The 18786-nt window shown below is 72.9% G+C and carries 19 protein-coding genes; 16 read left to right on the top strand and 3 right to left on the bottom strand.

Features of this window, described 5'->3' with window-relative positions; genetic code table 11:
• Positions 1-8 precede the first annotated feature (8 nt).
• Positions 9-884 (bottom strand): sigma-70 family RNA polymerase sigma factor, encoded by an 876-nt coding sequence (locus L1785_RS12905; RefSeq protein ID WP_236089680.1) that lies wholly within the window; start codon positions 882-884, stop codon positions 9-11.
• Between the two features lie 87 nt (positions 885-971).
• Between L1785_RS12905 and L1785_RS12900 the strand changes: the two genes are divergently transcribed.
• From L1785_RS12900 to pdxS, 9 genes are all read left to right on the top strand, one after another.
• A complete protein-coding gene (locus L1785_RS12900; RefSeq protein WP_236089679.1) occupies positions 972-1793 on the top strand; it encodes an SDR family oxidoreductase in 822 nt (273 codons plus the stop codon).
• Positions 1790-2608, top strand: a complete 819-nt coding sequence (locus tag L1785_RS12895; protein WP_236089678.1) for a tyrosine-protein phosphatase — start codon at positions 1790-1792, stop codon at positions 2606-2608. The genes L1785_RS12900 and L1785_RS12895 overlap by 4 nt, the downstream gene beginning before the upstream one ends.
• A 402-nt stretch (positions 2609-3010) precedes the next feature.
• Positions 3011-5044: a threonine--tRNA ligase gene (thrS, locus tag L1785_RS12890; protein ID WP_372461863.1), complete on the top strand. Its 2034-nt coding sequence runs from the start codon at positions 3011-3013 to the stop codon at positions 5042-5044.
• Complete coding sequence (locus tag L1785_RS12885; protein WP_236089677.1) at positions 5044-5592, top strand: HIT family protein; 549 nt, start codon at positions 5044-5046, stop codon at positions 5590-5592. Before thrS ends, L1785_RS12885 begins: the two co-directional genes overlap by 1 nt.
• Positions 5592-6224: a phosphatidylinositol phosphate synthase gene (pgsA, locus tag L1785_RS12880; protein ID WP_236089676.1), complete on the top strand. Its 633-nt coding sequence runs from the start codon at positions 5592-5594 to the stop codon at positions 6222-6224. The genes L1785_RS12885 and pgsA overlap by 1 nt, the downstream gene beginning before the upstream one ends.
• Positions 6221-7243, top strand: coding sequence for a phosphatidylinositol mannoside acyltransferase (locus L1785_RS12875; RefSeq protein WP_236089675.1), 1023 nt, complete (start codon positions 6221-6223; stop codon positions 7241-7243). The genes pgsA and L1785_RS12875 overlap by 4 nt, the downstream gene beginning before the upstream one ends.
• A 47-nt stretch (positions 7244-7290) precedes the next feature.
• Positions 7291-8454 (top strand): glycosyltransferase family 4 protein, encoded by a 1164-nt coding sequence (locus L1785_RS12870; protein ID WP_236089750.1) that lies wholly within the window; start codon positions 7291-7293, stop codon positions 8452-8454.
• Positions 8451-9095, top strand: a complete 645-nt coding sequence (locus L1785_RS12865; protein ID WP_236089674.1) for a hypothetical protein — start codon at positions 8451-8453, stop codon at positions 9093-9095. Before L1785_RS12870 ends, L1785_RS12865 begins: the two co-directional genes overlap by 4 nt.
• Before the next feature lie 110 nt (positions 9096-9205).
• Complete coding sequence (gene pdxS / locus L1785_RS12860; protein ID WP_308113323.1) at positions 9206-10129, top strand: pyridoxal 5'-phosphate synthase lyase subunit PdxS; 924 nt, start codon at positions 9206-9208, stop codon at positions 10127-10129.
• Positions 10130-10211: 82 nt separating this feature from the next.
• Here the strand turns inward: pdxS and L1785_RS12855 are convergent, their stop codons facing one another.
• Complete coding sequence (locus tag L1785_RS12855; RefSeq protein ID WP_236089673.1) at positions 10212-11711, bottom strand: SDR family NAD(P)-dependent oxidoreductase; 1500 nt, start codon at positions 11709-11711, stop codon at positions 10212-10214.
• Between the two features lie 386 nt (positions 11712-12097).
• Here L1785_RS12855 and L1785_RS12850 point away from each other — a divergent pair, with 386 nt between their 5' ends.
• Positions 12098-12664, top strand: a complete 567-nt coding sequence (locus L1785_RS12850) for an NUDIX hydrolase (protein WP_236089748.1) — start codon at positions 12098-12100, stop codon at positions 12662-12664.
• A 117-nt stretch (positions 12665-12781) separates the two neighbouring features.
• Here the strand turns inward: L1785_RS12850 and argG are convergent, their stop codons facing one another.
• Positions 12782-14218: an argininosuccinate synthase gene (gene argG / locus L1785_RS12845; RefSeq protein ID WP_236089672.1), complete on the bottom strand. Its 1437-nt coding sequence runs from the start codon at positions 14216-14218 to the stop codon at positions 12782-12784.
• 73 nt (positions 14219-14291) lie between these two features.
• Here argG and pdxT point away from each other — a divergent pair, with 73 nt between their 5' ends.
• The 6 genes from pdxT (at position 14292) to yajC (ending at position 18749) form a co-directional block, all read left to right on the top strand.
• Positions 14292-14921 (top strand): pyridoxal 5'-phosphate synthase glutaminase subunit PdxT, encoded by a 630-nt coding sequence (pdxT, locus tag L1785_RS12840; RefSeq protein ID WP_236089671.1) that lies wholly within the window; start codon positions 14292-14294, stop codon positions 14919-14921.
• Positions 14922-14954: 33 nt separating this feature from the next.
• The gene (locus L1785_RS12835; protein WP_236089670.1) at positions 14955-15713 is read left to right on the top strand and encodes a YebC/PmpR family DNA-binding transcriptional regulator; all 759 of its coding nucleotides are present in this window, start codon (positions 14955-14957) and stop codon (positions 15711-15713) included.
• A 167-nt stretch (positions 15714-15880) separates the two neighbouring features.
• Complete coding sequence (gene ruvC, locus L1785_RS12830) at positions 15881-16447, top strand: crossover junction endodeoxyribonuclease RuvC (protein WP_236089669.1); 567 nt, start codon at positions 15881-15883, stop codon at positions 16445-16447.
• 121 nt (positions 16448-16568) lie between these two features.
• Positions 16569-17195 carry a Holliday junction branch migration protein RuvA gene (ruvA, locus tag L1785_RS12825; RefSeq protein WP_236089668.1) on the top strand — a complete coding sequence of 209 codons (627 nt, stop codon included), beginning with the start codon at positions 16569-16571 and terminating at the stop codon, positions 17193-17195.
• Positions 17188-18270 carry a Holliday junction branch migration DNA helicase RuvB gene (gene ruvB / locus L1785_RS12820; protein ID WP_236089667.1) on the top strand — a complete coding sequence of 361 codons (1083 nt, stop codon included), beginning with the start codon at positions 17188-17190 and terminating at the stop codon, positions 18268-18270. The genes ruvA and ruvB overlap by 8 nt, the downstream gene beginning before the upstream one ends.
• 41 nt (positions 18271-18311) lie before the next feature.
• Positions 18312-18749, top strand: coding sequence for a preprotein translocase subunit YajC (gene yajC, locus L1785_RS12815; RefSeq protein ID WP_236089666.1), 438 nt, complete (start codon positions 18312-18314; stop codon positions 18747-18749).
• The last annotated feature ends 37 nt before the right edge of the window (positions 18750-18786 follow it).

Here is an 18786-nt window from a genome sequence, read left to right as displayed (position 1 = left end):
CGCCCGGCTCAGGCCGTGAACGCCGCCAGGTCGAGGCGAGCCAGACGCTCCGGGTCGGACCAGGCATGCGCGGCGACGATCTTCCCGTCCACGACGGTGAAGGACATCACCGACAGCACGCGGCCGTGCTGGACCACCACCGCACCGGCGGCGCCGTTGATCGTCGCCGGGCGGACGTAGGGCGCAAGGCCGCCCCACAGCACGGCCTGGCTCGAGACGGTCACCGCTCCGCGATGCACCACGGAGAGGCCCGCGCCGGCCGCGCCCTGCGCCTGGATGACCACGTCGGGGTGGAGCACGCGCACGAGCCCGTCGAGGTCACCGGCCCGCGCGGCGGCGAAGAACGCGTCCACCACCTCACGCTGCGCGGCGAGGTCGGCGTCTGGCACGGGCGCCTCGCCCTGGACGCGTCGCCGGGCCCGGCTCGCGAGCTGCCGTACCGCGGCGGGCGAGCGCTCCAGCAGTACGGCGATCTCGTCGAACGGCACGGAGAAGAGGTCGTGCAGCACGAACGCGACCCGTTCGGCCGGGGCAAGGGCGTGGAGCACCACCTGCAGCGCCATGCCCACCTGGTCGGCGAGGACCGCCCGGTGCTCCGGGTCGTCGTCCGACGCCGGGCCGACGACCGGGTCCGGCAGGCGCACCTCGAGCGGGTCCTCGCGCCGGGTGTCCCGCGCCCGCAGCATGTTGAGGCACACGCGGGCCGTGATCGTCGTCAGCCAGGCCGGCACGTTCACCACGCCGTCCGTGCCCGCGGCGCTGGCCCGCAGCCACGCCTCCTGCACCGCGTCGTCGGCGTCGCTCAGCGACCCGAGGATCCGGTACGCCACCGCGCGCAGCCTGCCGCGCTGCTCCGTGAACGTGACTTCCAGCACACCCGTCACCCTGTCACACCTTTCCGCCGGGCCGTGTCGACATGACGACACCTCGGAACCGGCGGACGTGACCGGCAGGACGGACGGAGCGACGACATGAGCGGACTCATCCTGGTGACGGGCGGCACGGGCACCCTCGGGCGGCACGTCGTGGAGCTGCTGCGGGCGGGCGGGCACCCGGTGCGGGTGCTCAGCCGGCACGGGGCCACGGCCGGTAGCACGGCCGACGGCACGGCCGACCCCGGCGTCCGGTACGTCGCCGCCGACCTGGCCACGGGAGACGGCGTCGCCGCGGCGGTGGCAGGCGCGAGCACGGTGCTGCACCTGGCGGGCAGCACCACCGGCGACGACGTGAAGACGGCGCACCTCATCGAGGCGGCGCGCGACACCGTGGACCACCTGGTCTACATCTCGGTGGTCGGGGCGGACCTGGTGCCGGTCACCAGCGCGGTCGACCGGGCGATGTTCGGGTACTACGCGGCGAAGCGGGCGTCGGAGCTGCTGGTGGAGCGCTCGGGCCTGCCGTGGACCACGCTGCGGGCGACGCAGTTCCACGAGCTGGTGCACACCACGGTCGCGGCGCTCGCGCGCATGCCCGTCGTGCCGTACTTCAGGGGCGCGCAGTTCCAGCCGGTGGCGGCGCGCGACGTCGCGAAGCGGCTCGTCGAGCTGGCGCTCGCGGCACCGGCCGGGCTCGTGCCCGACGTCGGCGGCCCCCGCGCCTACCCGATGGAGCACCTCGTCCGCGACTACCTGCGGGCCGTGGGCCTGCGCCGGCCGCTGCTGCCGATGGCGCCGCCCGGGGGCGCGTTCCGCGCGATCCGGGACGGCGCCAACCTCGCTCCCGAGCACGCCGTGGGACGAATCACGTGGGAGGAGTTCCTCGCCGAGCGGTACCCAGCTACGGTCGGGGCGTGACGTCGACGACACCTCTGCACCTGCACTGGCCCGACTGCCTCAACGCCCGTGACCTGGGCGGACTCCCGCTCGCGGACGGTGGCACCGTCCGCGAGCGGGCGCTCGTCCGCGCCGACTCGCTGACCTTTCTCACGCCCGAGGGCGTGGCAGCGGTGCGCGGCTACGGCGTGGCCCGCATCATCGACCTGCGCCGCCCGTTCGAGACCGTCCGGTACCCGCACGCCTTCGCCGACGACCCCATCTACCATCCCTCGCCCGTCCAGGAGCCCGAGGACTGGGAGGAAGGTCCCTGGGCCGACCTGTACTGCGGCATGCTCGCCCGCCGCCCCACCCTGTTCGCGCGGGCGGTCGGGGCGATCGCCGACGCGCCGGCCGGCGCGGTCGTGGTGCACTGTGCCGCCGGGAAGGACCGCACGGGCCTCGTCGTCGCCATGGCGCTCACGCTCGCGGGCGTCCCCGAGGAGGCCGTGGTCGCGGACTACGTGCTCACCAACGAGCGTCTCGCGCCGCGGTACACGGCGGAGCGCGCGGCGGCCGCGCTGCCCGACGACGCCCCGGCTGCCCCGGCCGGGCCCGTCTCCGCGGGCGAGGGGCCGGGAGCGGCGACCGGAACGTCGTCGGACATCGACCCGGCGACGGGCGAGCCGGTGCGCCCGCCGCGCCACCCGGCCCGGAGCGTGCCGCCGGGCGAGGAGGTGATGGCCGAGACGCTGGCGTACCTGCGCGACCGCTACGGTTCGGTGCACGGCTACCTGACCGCGGGCGGCCTGACGCAGCAGCAGCACGACGCGCTGGTGACCCGCCTGACCGTGTGAGGCCGACGATGCCGGAGCCGATGCTGTGGGACGTGCTGAACCGCTACCTGGCGGTCAGCCCGGCGCGTCGGTGGGGCACCGAGCTGGTCGCGGGAGCGGTCGGCCGACAAGTCCGGTTCGATCACGCGGTTGTGCACCGTGGGGCGGCCACACCGGTGCGCAACCGCGTGGTCGAACCGGACCTTCGGCCGGGTACACGCCGCGCCCTACCTCGGGGGGCTGACCGCCTTGCATCTGTGGCAGGCCCGGGCACCGGTCGGTAGGTTCGTGCGCGGTGCCGGTCGCTGCTGGTAAGGCGTGGATGCTCCGCATCGGTACGATCGAGGGGCGCCGCCGGTGCGGCGCCCCTCGTCCGTCCCGGACGACAGCCCAGCAACGAACCTCCAGCAAGGAGCCACGCACGTGTCCGACGTCGCATCGCCGCCCAGCCCTCTCGACCTGACCGGGACCGCCACCTCGGGCACGACGGCGACGACGACCACGGAGCCCACCACGGGCGCCGCGCTGTTCGCCGCCCGCCGCGACGTGGTCGTCGTGCGGGTCGACGGCGCGCTGTGGGACCTGGACCGCGAGATCCCGGCCGGCGCCTCGGTCGAGCCTGTCACGATCAGCGAGCCGGACGGCCTGGCCGTGCTGCGCCACTCGGCCGCGCACGTGCTGGCCCAGGCGGTGCAGCAGGTGAACCCGGACGCGAAGCTGGGCATCGGCCCGCCCGTGAAGGACGGCTTCTACTACGACTTCGACGTCGAGATCCCGTTCACGCCGGAGGACCTCAAGGCGCTCGACAAGGCGATGGCCCGCATCGCGAAGGAGGGGCAGACCTTCCGCCGTCGTGTCGTCACCGAGGAGGAGGCCCGCGCCGAGCTCGCGAACGAGCCGTACAAGCTGGAGCTGATCGGCCTCAAGGGGTCGTCGGCCGAGGCAGCCGAGGGGGCCGACGTCGAGGTCGGCGCCGGCGAGCTCACCATCTACGACAACGTGCGCCGCGGCGGCGAGGTGGCCTGGAAGGACCTGTGCCGCGGCCCGCACCTGCCGAACACGCGCCTGCTCGGCAACGGCTTCCAGCTCATGCGCTCGGCCGCCGCGTACTGGCGGGGCTCGGAGAAGAACCCGCAGCTGCAGCGCATCTACGGCACGGCGTGGCAGACCAAGGACGAGCTGAGGTCGTACCTGGAGCGCCTCGCGGAGGCGGAGCGGCGCGACCACCGTCGCCTCGGCTCGGAGCTGGACCTGTTCAGCTTCCCCGACGAGATCGGGTCGGGCCTGGCGGTGTTCCACCCGAAGGGCGGCGTGATCCGCACCGCGATGGAGGAGTACTCCCGCAAGCGGCACACGGAGGCGGGCTACGAGTTCGTGTACAGCCCCCACATCACGAAGTCGCGGCTGTACGAGGTCTCGGGCCACCTCGACTGGTACGCGGAGGGCATGTACCCGGCGATGCACCTCGACGAGGAGCTCGACGACGAAGGCATGGTCCGCAAGCCGGGCCAGGACTACTACCTCAAGCCCATGAACTGCCCGATGCACAACCTGATCTTCGACGCGCGCGGCCGCTCCTACCGCGAGCTGCCGATGCGCCTGTTCGAGTTCGGCACGGTGTACCGGTACGAGAAGTCGGGCGTGATCCACGGCCTGACGCGCGCCCGCGGCTTCACGCAGGACGACGCGCACATCTACTGCACCCGCGAGCAGATGCGCGACGAGCTGACCTCGCTCCTGACGTTCGTGCTGGACCTGCTCAAGGACTACGGCCTCGACGACTTCTACCTGGAGCTGTCGACCCGTAACCCCGACAAGTCGGTCGGCTCGGAGGAGGCGTGGGAGGAGGCGACCGCGACCCTCGCCGAGGTGGCCGCGGCGTCGGGCCTCGAGCTCGTGCCGGACCCGGGCGGCGCCGCGTTCTACGGCCCGAAGATCTCTGTCCAGGCGCGTGACGCGATCGGCCGCACCTGGCAGATGTCGACGATCCAGCTCGACTTCAACCTGCCCGAGCGGTTCGACCTCGAGTACACGGCCGCCGACGGCACCCGCCAGCGCCCGGTCATGATCCACCGCGCGCTGTTCGGCTCGATCGAGCGCTTCTTCGCGGTCCTCCTGGAGCACTACGCGGGCGCCTTCCCGGCGTGGCTCGCCCCGGTGCAGGTGCTCGCCGTCCCGGTCGCCGACGCGTTCGACGACTACCTCAAGGACGTCGTCGCCCAGCTCCGCGCCCAGGGCATCCGCGCCGAGATCGACCTGTCCGACGACCGCTTCGGCAAGAAGATCCGCAACGCCGCCACGCAGAAGGTGCCGTTCGTGCTCATCGCCGGCGGTGAGGACGCCGAGGCCGGCGCAGTGTCGTTCCGGTACCGCGACGGGCGCCAGGAGAACGGCGTCCCGGTCGCGGAGGCGATCGAGCGGGTCGTGGCGGCGGTGCACGACCGCGTGCAGGTGTGATGGAGGTGGATCCCGCGTCGGCCTTCGGCCCGCGGGAGGACGGCATGGAGCGTCTGTGGACCCCGCACCGGATGGTCTACATCGGCGGGGAGGCCAAGCCGGCCGACTCGACCGTGGGGGCGTGCCCGTTCTGCCGCATCCCGCAGGGCGACGACGAGCAGGGCCTCGTCGTCGCCCGCGGGGAGCGGTGCTTCGTCATCCTCAACCTGTACCCGTACAACTCGGGCCATCTCATGGTGCTGCCATACCGGCACGTCTCGGACTATACGGACCTCGACGAGGCGGAGACGGTGGAGCTGGCGGTGCTCACGCAGAAGGCGATCCGGATACTCGGCGTCGTGTACGCGCCGGCCGGGTTCAACATCGGGATGAACCAGGGCGCGGTCGCCGGGGCGGGGATCGCCGCCCACCTCCACCAGCACCTGGTGCCGCGGTGGCTCGGCGACGCGAACTTCCTGCCGGTGGTCGGCCAGACGAAGGCGCTGCCCGAGCTGCTCGCGGACACGCGTCGCCGGCTCGCGGACGCGTGGGGACGAGAGGAGAGCTGATGCTTCGCCACCTGCGCGCCACCATGACGCGCCTGTTCACGCCGCTCGCGAAGCTGCTGACGCGCTGGGGAGTCTCGCCCGACGCGGTCACGATCGCGGGGACGGTCGTGGTCATGACCGTGGCGCTCGCACTCCTGCCGACGGGACACCTGTTCCTCGGCGGCCTGCTCATCGGCGTGTTCGCGCTGTTCGACTCGCTCGACGGCATCATGGCGCGGGCCCAGGGCCGGTCCGGCCCGTGGGGAGCGTTTCTCGACTCGACCCTCGACCGCCTGGCCGACGGCGCGGTGTTCGCCGGCATCACGCTCTTCTTCGTGCTGCACCCCGACGTGCCGCACGCCACGTGGGGTGCCGTCGCAGCGCTCGCATGCCTCGTCCTCGGCGGGGTCGTGCCGTACGCCCGTGCCCGCGCGGAGAGCGTCGGCGCGACCGCGAGCGTCGGGATCGCCGAGCGCTCGGACCGGCTCGTGATCGCGCTGGTGCCCGTCGGGTTCACGGACCTCGGGCTGCCGTTCGTCGTCGCCGTCGTGGTCCTCACCCTGCTGGCCGTGGCCAGCCTGGTCACGGTCGCCCAGCGCATCGCGACGGTGCGGGTCCAGCTCCGGGCGCCGCTCACGGAGGGCGGCCGGTGAGCGCGGTCGCCGACGCGTACACGTTCGCGTGGCGGCACGCCGCGAAGGTGCCGGAGCCGGTCCTGCGCGCCGCGTTCACTCTCGTGGCCGACGTGACGTGGCTGCGCCGAGGCTCGGGCGTGCGCCGTCTGGAGGCCAACTACGCGCGCGTGCGGCCGGACCTGGACGCCCGCGGGGTGCGCCGCCTGTCCCGTGCGGGCATGCGCTCCTACATGCGGTACTTCCGCGAGGCGTTCACCCTGCAGGGCGCGACCACCGCCCAGCTCGATGCTCGCGTACGGTTCGAGGGCTACGAGGAGAACCTGCGCCCGATCCTCGACCCCGACGGCCCGGGCACGGCCCCCGAGCGGCGCGGTGCCGCGGCACTCGCCCTGGGGCACCTGGGCAACTGGGACCTCGCCGGCGCGTACTGCTCGCCGCGCCTCGGTCGCGTCCTCACGGTCGCGGAGCGTCTGGAGCCGGAGGAGCTGTTCACCGAGTTCGTCGCGTTCCGCAGGTCGATCGGCATCGACGTGCTGCCGCTGGGGGACAGCGACGTCTTCCGCCGCCTCGTGGCCGGCGCGGTCGGCGGCAACGTGGTCGTGCCCCTCCTGGCGGACCGCGACCTCACGTCGACCGGCATCGAGGTGGACCTGCTCGGCCATCGGGCCCGCGTCGCCGCCGGCCCGGCCGCGCTGGCGCTCGCGGCCAGAGTGCCCCTCCTCCCGACGGTTGTCACGTACGAGCGGCTGACGGGCCCGCGCCGCCGGGCGGCGGGGACCCCCTGGGGGATCGTCATCGAGTTCTGCCCGCCGGTCGAGCTGCCCTCGGGCACGCCGCGCGACGAGCGCGTCGTGGTCCTCACGCAGGCCTGGGTGGACACGCTGGCCCGGACGATCGCCGAGCGCACGGAGGACTGGCACATGCTCCAGCGCGTGTTCGTCGAGGACCTCGACCCCGTGCGCGCGGAGCGTGCCGGGGCAGCCGGGCGTGCTGCCTGGGCAGCGGGGGCGGGCGACCCCGAGCCGGAGGCCTTGTGAACGCACGCGTCCCGTTCTGGCGCCGCGCGCGGCCGGCCCGCCGCCCCCTGCGGGTCGGCATCGTGTGCCCGTACTCGTTCGACGCGCCGGGCGGCGTGCAGTTCCACGTGCGCGACCTGGCGGAGGCGCTGCTGGCGGCCGGCCACTCGGTGTCGGTGCTCGCGCCCGCGACCGACGACACCCCGCTGCCGGACTTCGTCACGTCCGCCGGACGGGCGGTGCCCGTGAAGTACAACGGCTCGGTCGCGCGCCTGACGTTCGGGCCGATGACGGCGGCCAAGGTGCGCCGCTGGCTGGAGGCGGGCGAGTTCGACGTGCTCCACCTGCACGAGCCGATGGTGCCGTCGCTGAGCATGCTCGCGCTGTGGCAGGCGCAGGTGCCGGTCGTGGCGACGTTCCACTCGTCGCTCGTTCGCTCGCGCGCCCTGCAGATCGCCTACCCGCTGGCGCGCCAGAGCCTGGAGAAGATCGCGGCGCGCATCGCGGTCTCGGAAGATGCCCGGCGCACGCTGGTCGATCACCTGGGCGGCGACGCCGTCGTCATCCCGAACGGCGTGTACACGGCCGCTTTCTCGGCGGCGGAGCCCCGCCCCGAGTGGCAGGGCACGCCCGACCGGCCGACGATCGCGTTCCTGGGCCGGATCGACGAGCCGCGCAAGGGCCTGCCGGTCCTCGTCGGCGCCGTGCCCGCCGTCCTGGACAAGGTGCCGGGTGCCCGGTTCCTCGTCGCCGGCCGGGGCGAGGACGCGCAGGAGGAGACGCGTGAGGCGCTCGGAGACCAGGCGGGTGCGGTCGAGTTCCTCGGCGGCGTCAGCGACGAGGACAAGGCGCGCCTCCTGAAGTCCGTCGACCTGTACGTCGCGCCCCAGACGGGCGGCGAGAGCTTCGGCATCGTGCTCGTCGAGGCGATGAGCGCCGGGGCGGTCACGGTCGCGAGCGACCTCGGCGCCTTCCTGCGCGTGCTCGACGACGGCGCCGCGGGCGCGCTGTTCCGCGTGGGCGACTCCGCCCACCTCGCGCAGACCGTGCTCGACCTCCTCGCGGACCCCGAGCGGCGCGACGCCTACCGCGAGCGTGCGGCGGCGTTCGTCGGGCGCTTCGACTGGTCGGCGGTGAGCGAGCAGGTGCTCGCGGTGTACGAGATGGCCGTCGCGGCGGGCGCCGCGCTCGACGTGCCGGCCCACACGACGACGCGGGACGGTCGCTCATGACGTGGTCGGAGATCGGCTTCTTCGCGCTCGTCGTCTGCGCGGCGCTCGTGTTCCTCGCCTGGCAGGCGGCGTCGCGGCTCGACCGGCTGCACCGCAAGGTCGCGGCCTCGCGCATCGCCCTCGACGCGCAGCTCGTGCGCCGGGCGACGGCCGCGCTCGACCTCGCGTCGTCGGGCACGCTGGACCCGGCGAGCTCGGTGCTGGTCGCGGAGGCGGCCTACCAGGTCATGGACGACGTGGTTTCCATCGGGCTTCCGCCGACGACGGATCGCCCGGACCCTCGCGGGAGGCGCGCAGCGGACGTCGTGGCGGCGGCCCTGGCCATGGACGGGCTGGGCGCCGCGCGCGAGCACGCCGAGAGCGACCTGTCGGCCACGCTGCGCGAGGCGCTCGGGTCGGCGCAGGAGGTGCGGGAGCTGCGGTCCGCGGACCCGGGCGACCAGCTCGTCGGCGCGCTGGCCGCGGCCTGGTACCGGGCGTCGCTGGCCCGGCGCTTCCACAACGAGGCCGTGGCGCAGGCGCAGCGGGTGCGCCGCCTCTGGTACGTGCGGTTCCTGCACCTGGCGGGCCGTGCCCCCATGCCGCTGACGGTCGAGCTCGACGACGCGCTGCCGGACGGCCTGGATCCCGTCGCCGGGTGACCGGACCGCGGAAGGGGGCTTCGCCGTCGGGCGCGGGACGTAGGATCGTGGCGAGGGGCGCGGTGCGCCCCGACGGACCGACCTGTGGCACGAAATGATGTGAGGTAGCGGTGGCTGAGGCTCCTGGGAACAACACCGTCGGCGGCTCCGCCGGCACCGTCGGCACCGCGCGCGTGAAGCGCGGCATGGCGGAGATGCTCAAGGGCGGCGTCATCATGGACGTCGTCACGGCCGACCAGGCGAAGATCGCCGAGGACGCGGGCGCGGTGGCCGTCATGGCGCTCGAGCGCGTGCCTGCGGACATCCGCGCGCAGGGCGGCGTGTCCCGCATGAGCGACCCGGACATGATCGACAGCATCATCGAGGCCGTGTCGATCCCCGTGATGGCGAAGGCGCGCATCGGGCACTTCGTCGAGGCGCAGGTGCTGCAGGCGCTCGGCGTCGACTACGTCGACGAGTCCGAGGTGCTCACCCCGGCCGACTACGAGAACCACATCGACAAGTGGGCCTTCACCGTGCCGTTCGTGTGCGGTGCGACCAACCTCGGCGAGGCGCTGCGCCGCATCAACGAGGGTGCGGCCATGATCCGTTCCAAGGGCGAGGCCGGCACGGGCGACGTCTCCAACGCGACGACGCACATGCGCCGTATCCGCCAGGAGATCCGCCGCCTGACGTCCCTGCCCGAGGACGAGCTGTTCGTCGCCGCGAAGGAGCTGCAGGCGCCGTACGAGCTCGTCAAGGAGATCGCGACGACGGGCAAGCTGCCGGTCGTGCTCTTCACGGCGGGCGGCATCGCCACCCCGGCCGACGCCGCGATGATGATGCAGCTCGGCGCCGAGGGCGTCTTCGTCGGTTCGGGCATCTTCAAGTCGGGCGACCCTGTGCAGCGCGCCAAGGCGATCGTCCAGGCCACGACGTTCTTCGACGACCCCGGGGTGATCGCCAAGGTCTCGCGCGGGCTCGGCGAGGCCATGGTCGGGATCAATGTTGAAGAAGAGCCGGCCCCGGTGCGTCTCGCCGAGCGCGGCTGGTAACACCTGTCTGACCAGGGCGGACGCCGGGGAGCGATGGCTCCCCGGCGTCGCTCTTTCAACCACAAAGGGCAATCTTCCAGTTCTACCAGGGCGACGGCTCGTAGTCCTTGAGGAAGCAGCCGTACAGGTCGGTCCCGGCCTCGCCCTGGACGATCGGGTCATAGACGCGGGCGGCGCCGTCGACCAGGTCGAGGGGCGCATGCCAGCCCTCGGCGGCGATCCGCAGCTTCTCCTGGTGCGGGCGCTCGTCCGTGATCCACCCGGTGTCCACCGCGGTCATCAGGATCCGGTCCTTCTCGAACATCTCCGCCGCGGAGGTCCGGGTCAGCATGTTGAGGGCGGCCTTGGCCATGTTGGTGTGCGGGTGTCCCGGGGACTTGTAACGGCGGGAGAACTGCCCCTCCATCGCCGAGACGTTGACGACGTACCCGCGTCGCGCCTTGGACGTCGCGGCCCGCATCGCTGCCCGCAGCCGGGAGATGAGCAGGAACGGCGCGATCGCGTTGCAGAGCTGGACCTCCAGGAGCTCCAGCGGGTCGACCTCGTCCACGACCTGGGTCCACGAGTTGGTCGTCTGCAGGTCGGGGAGAAGCCCGCCGGCATCGACGGCCGTGCCGGCCAGGTGGGCATCCAGGGAGGCCGAGCCCGCCCGGAGCGCCAGCGCCGTCAGGGACGCCGCGGTGTGCGTCGCGACGGCGTCGTCCTGCGACTGCCCCTCGTGGTGGGCGACCGACAAGGCGGTCAGCGCCCCCGCGATCGCAGCAGGGTGCGCCTCCGAGACGTGATCGAACGTGACCATCTCCGGCGGTTCCAGCCCGTAGGGAAGCGGGGCGACCGGCGACGACTCGCCCGCGACGAGCTGCGAGTAGGCCCCCGGGGACCGGCGGACCGTCTGGCAGGCGTTGTTGACCAGGATGTCGAGCGGGCCCGCCGCGGCGACGTCGTCGGCCAGGGCGATCACCTGGGTGGGATCACGCAGGTCGATCCCGACGATCTTGAGCCGGTGCAGCCAGTCGGCGGCGTCGGGCATCGCCGAGAAGCGGCGCACCGCGTCTTTCGGGAAGCGGGTGGTGATGGTGAGGTGAGCGCCGTCGCGCAGCAGGCGCAACGCGATGTACATGCCGATCTTCGCCCGGCCCCCGGTGAGCAACGCGCGGCGGCCGGCCAGGTCCGTGCGCTGGTCGCGCCGAGTGTGGCTCTTCGCGGCGCAGGACGGGCACAGCCAGTGGTAGAACGAGTCGACCAGCGTGTAGTCCGTCTTGCAGACGTAGCAGCCGCGGGCGGTGCGCAGCTCCCCGGCGAACGCCCCCGGCGCGGTCGAGACCAGCGGGATGCCGGCGGTCTCGTCGTCGATCCGCGCCGCCGAACCGGTCGCCGTCTGCTCGATGACGCTCCGGTCGTGCGCCTGACGCTCCTCGCGGATCGCGGCCCGACGCGACTTCTTGAGGAGCTTCCACATGTAACCGGTCGCCCGTTTGACCGTCTGGACGTCGGGATGGTTGGGTTCGAGGTCCTGGAGCCGGCCGAGCACCCGAAGGGTGGTGGCAAGCTCGTCCGGGTCGATCCCCGCGTTCGTCGGCACCGCCGTAGGGTAACTGTCGCCCGGGCCTGGCGCCCGGCTCGGTCCACTCGAAGCGCCATCGCTGCTTGCCCGATGGCGTCCTGTACTTCCGGGCGAAGCCCTCGCTGTTGCGTCGCTTGGCTCGGGCCACCAGGCGACGGTCAGCGTCGTCACGGCCGCCACGTCGCACACCCCGCCGTCGGCCCCGACGGAGACTGACCGGAGTGCGGCTGACCGGGACGGGTCTGGACGGTCGACGGCTTGCTGAACCTGTCGACCGCGGCGCCGACGTGCCTGGCTCTGCGGGATCGCCACCGCGATAGGCTCCCGCAGTGACCTCGGGAAACCCGAACAATCATCATCTGCGCGATCGGGAAGAAGTATCAGATTCCGGGCGGGCCGAGGGAATTGACGAACGTCGAGGAGGAGCCGGCCTCGGCACCACCTCCCTCGGGCCCGACTGGAAGGTCGGGCCCGACGGGGTGCGCCGCCGGCGCGCGGCCCGCGTCCTCGTCCTCGACGGCGCGGGGCGCGCCCTGCTCGTGCGCGGCCACGACGTCGACCAGCCCGAGCGCTCTTGGTGGTTCACGGTGGGCGGCGGAATCGACGCGGGGGAGTCCGAGGTCGACGCCGCCCTCCGGGAGCTGCGCGAGGAGGCCGGGCTCGTCCTGACCGCGGCCGACCTGGAGGGGCCGGTGCTCACGCGCTCGGCCCTCTTCGACTTCTACGCGGAGACGTGCCAGCAGGACGAGGTCTTCTTCGTCGCCCGCGTGCCGGGCGGGCACGAGCCCCACGACGGCGGCTGGACCGACCTGGAGCGCGACGTCCTCGACGAGATGCGCTGGCTGTCCGCGGCCGAGCTGCGCGCCCAGCCGTTCGAGGTGTTCCCCATCTCGCTGGCCGACCTGATCGAGGCCCTCGCGGGCGGCTGGGACGGCACGGTGCGGCATCTGGGGATCCAGCACGACGAGTGACGGTCGCCTCGACGCCTCGACGCCTCGACGCCTCGACGCCTCGACGCCTCGACGCCGCGATCCGTGCCGGCGCACCCGCGCCGGCACGGATCGCGCCGGCGCGGTCGATCGGCTTTTTCAGTCGGTGCCGAGCTCCATCGCGGCGTCGTCGAGCGCGGACTCCTCGACGCCCGTCAGGGCAGGGTTGAGGGAGATCTGCTCGGCCCCGCCGCCCTCGGCCAGCCTGTCCACCGCCACGTCCCCGAACAGCGCTGAACGCCCGAGCAGGATCTCGGTCTGGCCGGCGTACTGCTCCAGCTTGGCCCGCGAGTCGGCGATGTCGAGGTTGCGCATCGTCAGCTGGCCGATCCGGTCCGTGGGCCCGAATGCGGCGTTCTCCGAGCGTTCCATCGACAGCTTCTCGGGGTGGTAGGAGAAGTCCGGGCCGGACGTGTCCAGCACGGTGTAGTCCTCGCCCCTCCGCAGCCGGATCGTCACCGAGCCGGTCACCAGGGACGCGACCCAGCGCTGGATCGACTCGCGCAGCATGAACGCCTGCGGGTCGAACCAGCGGCCCTCGTACAGCAGGCGGCCCAGGCGCCGGCCCTCGGCGTGGTACGTCGCGATGGTGTCCTCGTTGTGGATCGCGTTCAGCAGCCGCTCGTAGGCGACGAACAGCAGTGCCATCGCCGGGGCCTCGTAGATGCCGCGCGACTTGGCCTCGATGATCCGGTTCTCGATCTGGTCCGACATGCCGAGGCCGTGGCGGCCACCGATCGCGTTGGCCTCGCGCACGAGGGCGACCGGGTCGTCGTACGACGTGCCGTTGATCGCCACGGGGCGGCCGGCCTCGAAGGTGATCGTCACGTCCTCCGGCTCGATCAGGACGGCCGGGTCCCAGAACCGCACGCCCATGATCGGCTGGACGGTCTCCAGCGAGACGTGCAGGTGCTCGAGGGTCTTGGCCTCGTGGGTGGCGCCCCAGATGTTCGCGTCGGTGGAGTACGCCTTCTCCTGAGAGTCGCGGTAGGGGAGTCCGTGCTCGGTGAGCCACTGGCTCATCTCGGCGCGGCCCCCCAGCTCCTGGACGAAGTCCGCGTCGAGCCACGGCTTGTAGATGCGCAGGGCCGGGTTGGCCATCAGGCCGTAGCGGTAGAACCGCTCGATGTCGTTGCCCTTGAACGTCGAGCCGTCGCCCCAGATGTCCACGCCGTCCTCGTGCATGGCACGGACCAGCATCGTGCCCGTGACGGCCCGCCCCAGCGGGGTGGTGTTGAAGTACGAGCGGCCGCCCGAGCGGATGTGGAAGGCCCCGCAGGCGAGCGCGGCGAGCCCTTCCTCGACGAGCGGTGACGTGCAGTCGACGTGCCGGGCGATCTCGGCGCCGTACTGCAGCGCGCGGTCCGGGACCTTGGCGATGTCCGGCTCGTCGTACTGCCCGATGTCGGCGGTGTAGGTGCAGGGCACGGCGCCCTTGTCGCGCATCCAGGCGACGGCGACGGACGTGTCGAGGCCGCCGGAGAACGCGATACCGACGCGCTCGCCGACGGGCAGGCTGGTGAGGACCTTGGACATGCCGCAAAGTATGCAGGGGCGTGCATGATCATGCAAAGTCGGCCGTCACGGCAGGCGGTCGGACGTAGGATCGATGGCTGTGACAGCACCGACCGTCGGAGTCCTCGCCCTGCAGGGCGACGTCCGTGAGCACCTGGCCGCCCTCGAGTCCGTGGGCGCCCGCGCCGTCCCCGTGCGCCGGCTGACCGAGCTGGAGGCGGTGGACGGTCTCGTGCTCCCGGGCGGCGAGTCCACGACGATCGACAACCTCCTGCGCGTCTTCGGCCTGGACGAGCCCCTGCGGGCCGCGATCAAGGGCGGCCTGCCCGTGTACGGGTCGTGCGCGGGCATGATCCTGCTCGCAGACCGGATCCTGGACGGCACGGACGACCAGCGCACGCTCGGCGGCATGGACGTCGTGGTGCGGCGCAACGCCTTCGGGCGGCAGGTCGACTCGTTCGAGACCGACCTCGAGACTGCCGGTATCGAGGGCGGTCCGGTCCGCACCGCGTTCATCCGCGCCCCGTGGATCGAGGAGGCGGGGCCGGGCGTCGAGGTGCTCGCCCGGATCCCCGAGACCGACACGCTGGGCCGACCGGTGGCGGCCGCCGGTAGGATCGTCGCAGCACGGCAGGGCTCGCTGCTCGCCACCGCTTTCCACCCCGAGATCACGGGTGACGCGCGTGTGCACGGCCTGTTCGTGAGCATCATCGCCGGGTCGTGACTCGGCTCGGACCGAGGGAGTTGAGGAAGTTTCATGTCAGGGCACTCCAAGTGGGCCACGACCAAGCACAAGAAGGCCGTGATCGACGCCAGGCGCGGCAAGCTCTTCGCGAAGCTCATCAAGAACATCGAGGTCGCGGCTCGGGTCGGCGGCGGTGACCTCGCCGGCAACCCGACGCTGTTCGACGCGGTCCAGAAGGCGAAGAAGTCGTCCGTCCCGAACGACAACATCGACCGCGCGGTCAAGCGCGGGTCCGGCGCGGAAGCCGGTGGTGCGGACTACCAGACGATCATGTACGAGGGCTACGGCAGCAACGGCATCGCCGTGCTCGTCGAGTGCCTCACCGACAACAAGAACCGCGCGGCCTCCGAGGTCCGCCTGGCGTTCTCGCGCAACGGTGGCAACCTGGCCGACCCGGGCTCGGTGTCGTACCTGTTCTCCCGCAAGGGCCTTGTCGTGGTCCCGAAGACGGACGGCGTCTCCGAGGACGACGTCATGCTGGCCGCGCTCGACGCCGGCGCGGAGGAGATCACGGACCTCGGCGAGGCCTTCGAGATCCTCAGCGAGGCGACCGACCTGGTGCCGGTGCGCACCGCGCTGCAGGACGCGGGCATCGACTACGACTCGGCGGACGTGGTGTTCCACCCGTCGATGCAGGTCGAGGTCGACGTCGACGGGGCGCGCAAGATCATGCGTCTCATCGACGCGCTCGAGGACAGCGACGACGTGCAGAACGTCTACGCGAACTTCGACGCGTCCGACGAGGTCCTGGCGGCTCTCGACGACGAGTGAGCCGTAGGTGCAGCGCAGGGTGGGGGCCGAGGAACGAGGCACCCGCCCGCAGCGGAACCGCAGGCTCACGCGTCAAGAAGAAGACGAGTGGGCCGAGGACCGATCGGAGCGCGAACACTCGGCGCGTGACCGCCGGCGCGCGTCCTCGCCCGTGAGAGGGTGAGGGCGTGCGCGTCCTCGGTGTCGATCCCGGCCTGACCCGGTGCGGGGTCGGGGTCGTGGACTCCCTGCCCGGCCGGCGGGCGAAGCTCGTCGACGTGGGCGTGGTCCGCACGGACGCGGACCTCAGCGTCGACCTGCGCCTGCTGCGCGTCGCCGAGCGGCTCGACGCCTGGCTGGACGAGCACCTCCCGGACGTGGTGGCGGTGGAGCGCGTCTTTGCCCAGCACAACGTGTCGACCGTCACAGGCACCGCGCAGGTGGCGGGGATCGCGATGCTCGCCGCGGCGCGGCGGGGAGTGCCCGTCGCCCTGCACACGCCGAGCGAGGTCAAGGCGGCCGTCACCGGCTCGGGCCGGGCGGACAAGGAGCAGGTGACCCGCATGGTCACGCGCATCCTGGGTCTGGCCGAGGCACCCCGCCCCGCCGACGCCGCCGACGCCCTCGCCCTCGCCATCTGTCACCTGTGGCGCCCGTCGGGCGCCCTGCAGGGCGGCGAGCGGCACGAGCTCACGGCCGCTCAACGGGCCTGGGCGGCGGCGGAGCATGCGGCACGGCAGCGGCCGCGCCGCTGATCGCCAGAAGCCGCGGCGCGCCGGTGCGCCTGGCGTGCGCCGCGCCGTCGGCCCGCATTGTTAGGATCGCACGGACGTTCGACCCGGCCACCGGGTGGGCACGCGTGGAAGGGAGCCTGCGGTGATCGCCTCGCTGACGGGGACAGTGCAGCACGTCGGGCTCGACCGCGCCGTGGTGGAGGTCGGGGGAGTGGGCTACCTGGTCCATGCGACGCCCACGACGCTGGCCGGCCTGCGCAACGGCGGGGAGGCGCGCGTCGCGACGAGCCTCGTGGTCCGCGAGGACTCGATGACCCTCTACGGCTTCGCCGACGCGGACGAGCGCGACGTCTTCGAGACCGTGCAGAGCGTCAGCGGCGTCGGGCCGCGCCTCGCCCTGGCGATGCTCGCGGTGCACACGCCGGACGTTCTGCGCCGTGCCGTGGCGGGGGAGGACCTCGCCGCGCTGATGCGCGTCCCTGGCATCGGGCGCAAGGGCGCCCAGCGCATCGTCCTCGAGCTGGGGGACCGGCTGGGCCTGCCGGCAACGCTGCCCGACGGCGGGCCGGTCGCCCCGGAAGCCGTCGTCGCCCAGGACCACGCCCCCCAGGTGGTCGAGGCGCTGGCGGGTCTGGGCTGGCCCGTGAAGGCGGCGGAGGACGCCGTGGCGAAGGTCCTCGCCGAGGTGGGCGCCGACGTCGTCGCCGAGGCGGCGGTGGCCACCACCCTGCGGGCCGCGCTGCAGGTGCTCGGGGGCCGGCGTGCTTGAGCCCGACCTGACCGACGAGTCCCTGGGCGCGCGGCTCGTCGGGGCGACCGCCGACGAGGTGGAGCGCGCGGCCGAGGCGGCGCTGCGCCCCAAGCGGCTCGACGACTTCGTCGGCCAGCGCGTCGTGCGTGACCAGCTCTCTCTCGTGCTCCAGGCCGCCGTCGCGCGCGGCAACGCACCCGACCACGTCCTCCTGTCCGGTCCGCCCGGGCTCGGCAAGACGACGCTCGCCATGATCATCGCGGCGGAGATCGGCTCGGCGCTGCGCATCACGAGCGGCCCCGCCATCCAGCACGCCGGCGACCTCGCCGCCGTGCTGTCCTCCCTGGAGGAGGGCGAGGTCCTGTTCATCGACGAGATCCACCGCCTCGCCCGCCCCGCCGAGGAGCTGCTCTACTCGGCGATGGAGGACTTCCGGGTCGACGTCGTCGTCGGCAAGGGCGCCGGCGCGTCCGCGATCCCGCTCGCGCTCCCGCCCTTCACCATCGTCGGGGCCACCACCCGCGCCGGGCTGCTGCCCGCCCCGCTGCGCGACCGGTTCGGCTTCACGGGCCGGCTCGACTTCTACGACGCCGCCGATCTGGAGCGCGTCATCCTGCGCTCCGCCGGTCTGCTCGGCGTCGAGCTCCACCACGCGGCCGCCCACGAGATCGCCGGCCGCTCCCGCGGCACGCCCCGCATCGCCAACCGCCTCCTGCGGCGCGTGCGCGACTGGGCGCAGGTGCGAGGCGACGGACGGCTCGACCTGCGCGCCGCCCGGGCCGCCCTCGAGGTGTACGAGGTCGACCCGATCGGCCTCGACCGCCTCGACCGGGCCGTGCTCACCGCGCTGTGCACCCGGTTCGGCGGGGGGCCTGTCGGCCTGACGACCCTCGCCGTGACCGTCGGCGAGGAGCCCGAGACCGTGGAGACCGTCGCGGAGCCCTACCTCGTGCGGGAGGGGCTCGTGGGCCGCACGCCCCGCGGCCGCGTCGCCACGCCCGCGGCGTGGGCCCACCTGGGCCTGACGCCCCCGCCCGCTCCCGGGGTGCCCGGTGTCCCCGCCGGGACACTCTTCGACGACGGACCCGCCTAGACTGTTGGGGTTTCCACCCCCGAGCTGAACAGGACCCCGTCGTGGACCCGACCTTCCTCATCCTCATCGCACTGCTCGTCGCCGCGATGTTCTTCATGTCCTCCCGCACGCGCAAGCAGCAGCGCACGCAGCAGGAGTTCCGCTCGAGCCTCGGCCCGGGCAAGGAGGTCATGACCGCCTCTGGCATGGTCGGCACCGTCGTCGAGGTCGACACGGACACGGACACCGTCACGATCGAGTCCGCCTCCGGCGCCCGCACCGAGTGGGTCCTGGCAGCCGTCAACGAGCGCCCCGCGCGCTACAGCGCCCCTGCCCCCGAAGAGACCGACGACGAAGAGGCCGCCGGCGTGACGGAGCAGCCCGCCACGGCAGATACCATCGCCCCCGACGCGATCGACGTCCCGGACGACCTGTCCGGTCTCGACGACACCAGCCGGGACCGGAAGGACCGCCGCGACGGCGAGACCGACGGCAAGTGACGACCGCGCCGGAAGGGCTTCGCCCGGCCGGCGCCGA

The sequence above is a fragment of the Antribacter soli genome (assembly GCF_021568775.1).
In the GTDB taxonomy this organism is placed as follows: Bacteria; Actinomycetota; Actinomycetes; order Actinomycetales; family Cellulomonadaceae; genus Antribacter; species Antribacter soli.
This window is presented reverse-complemented; position numbering and strand designations above follow the sequence as displayed.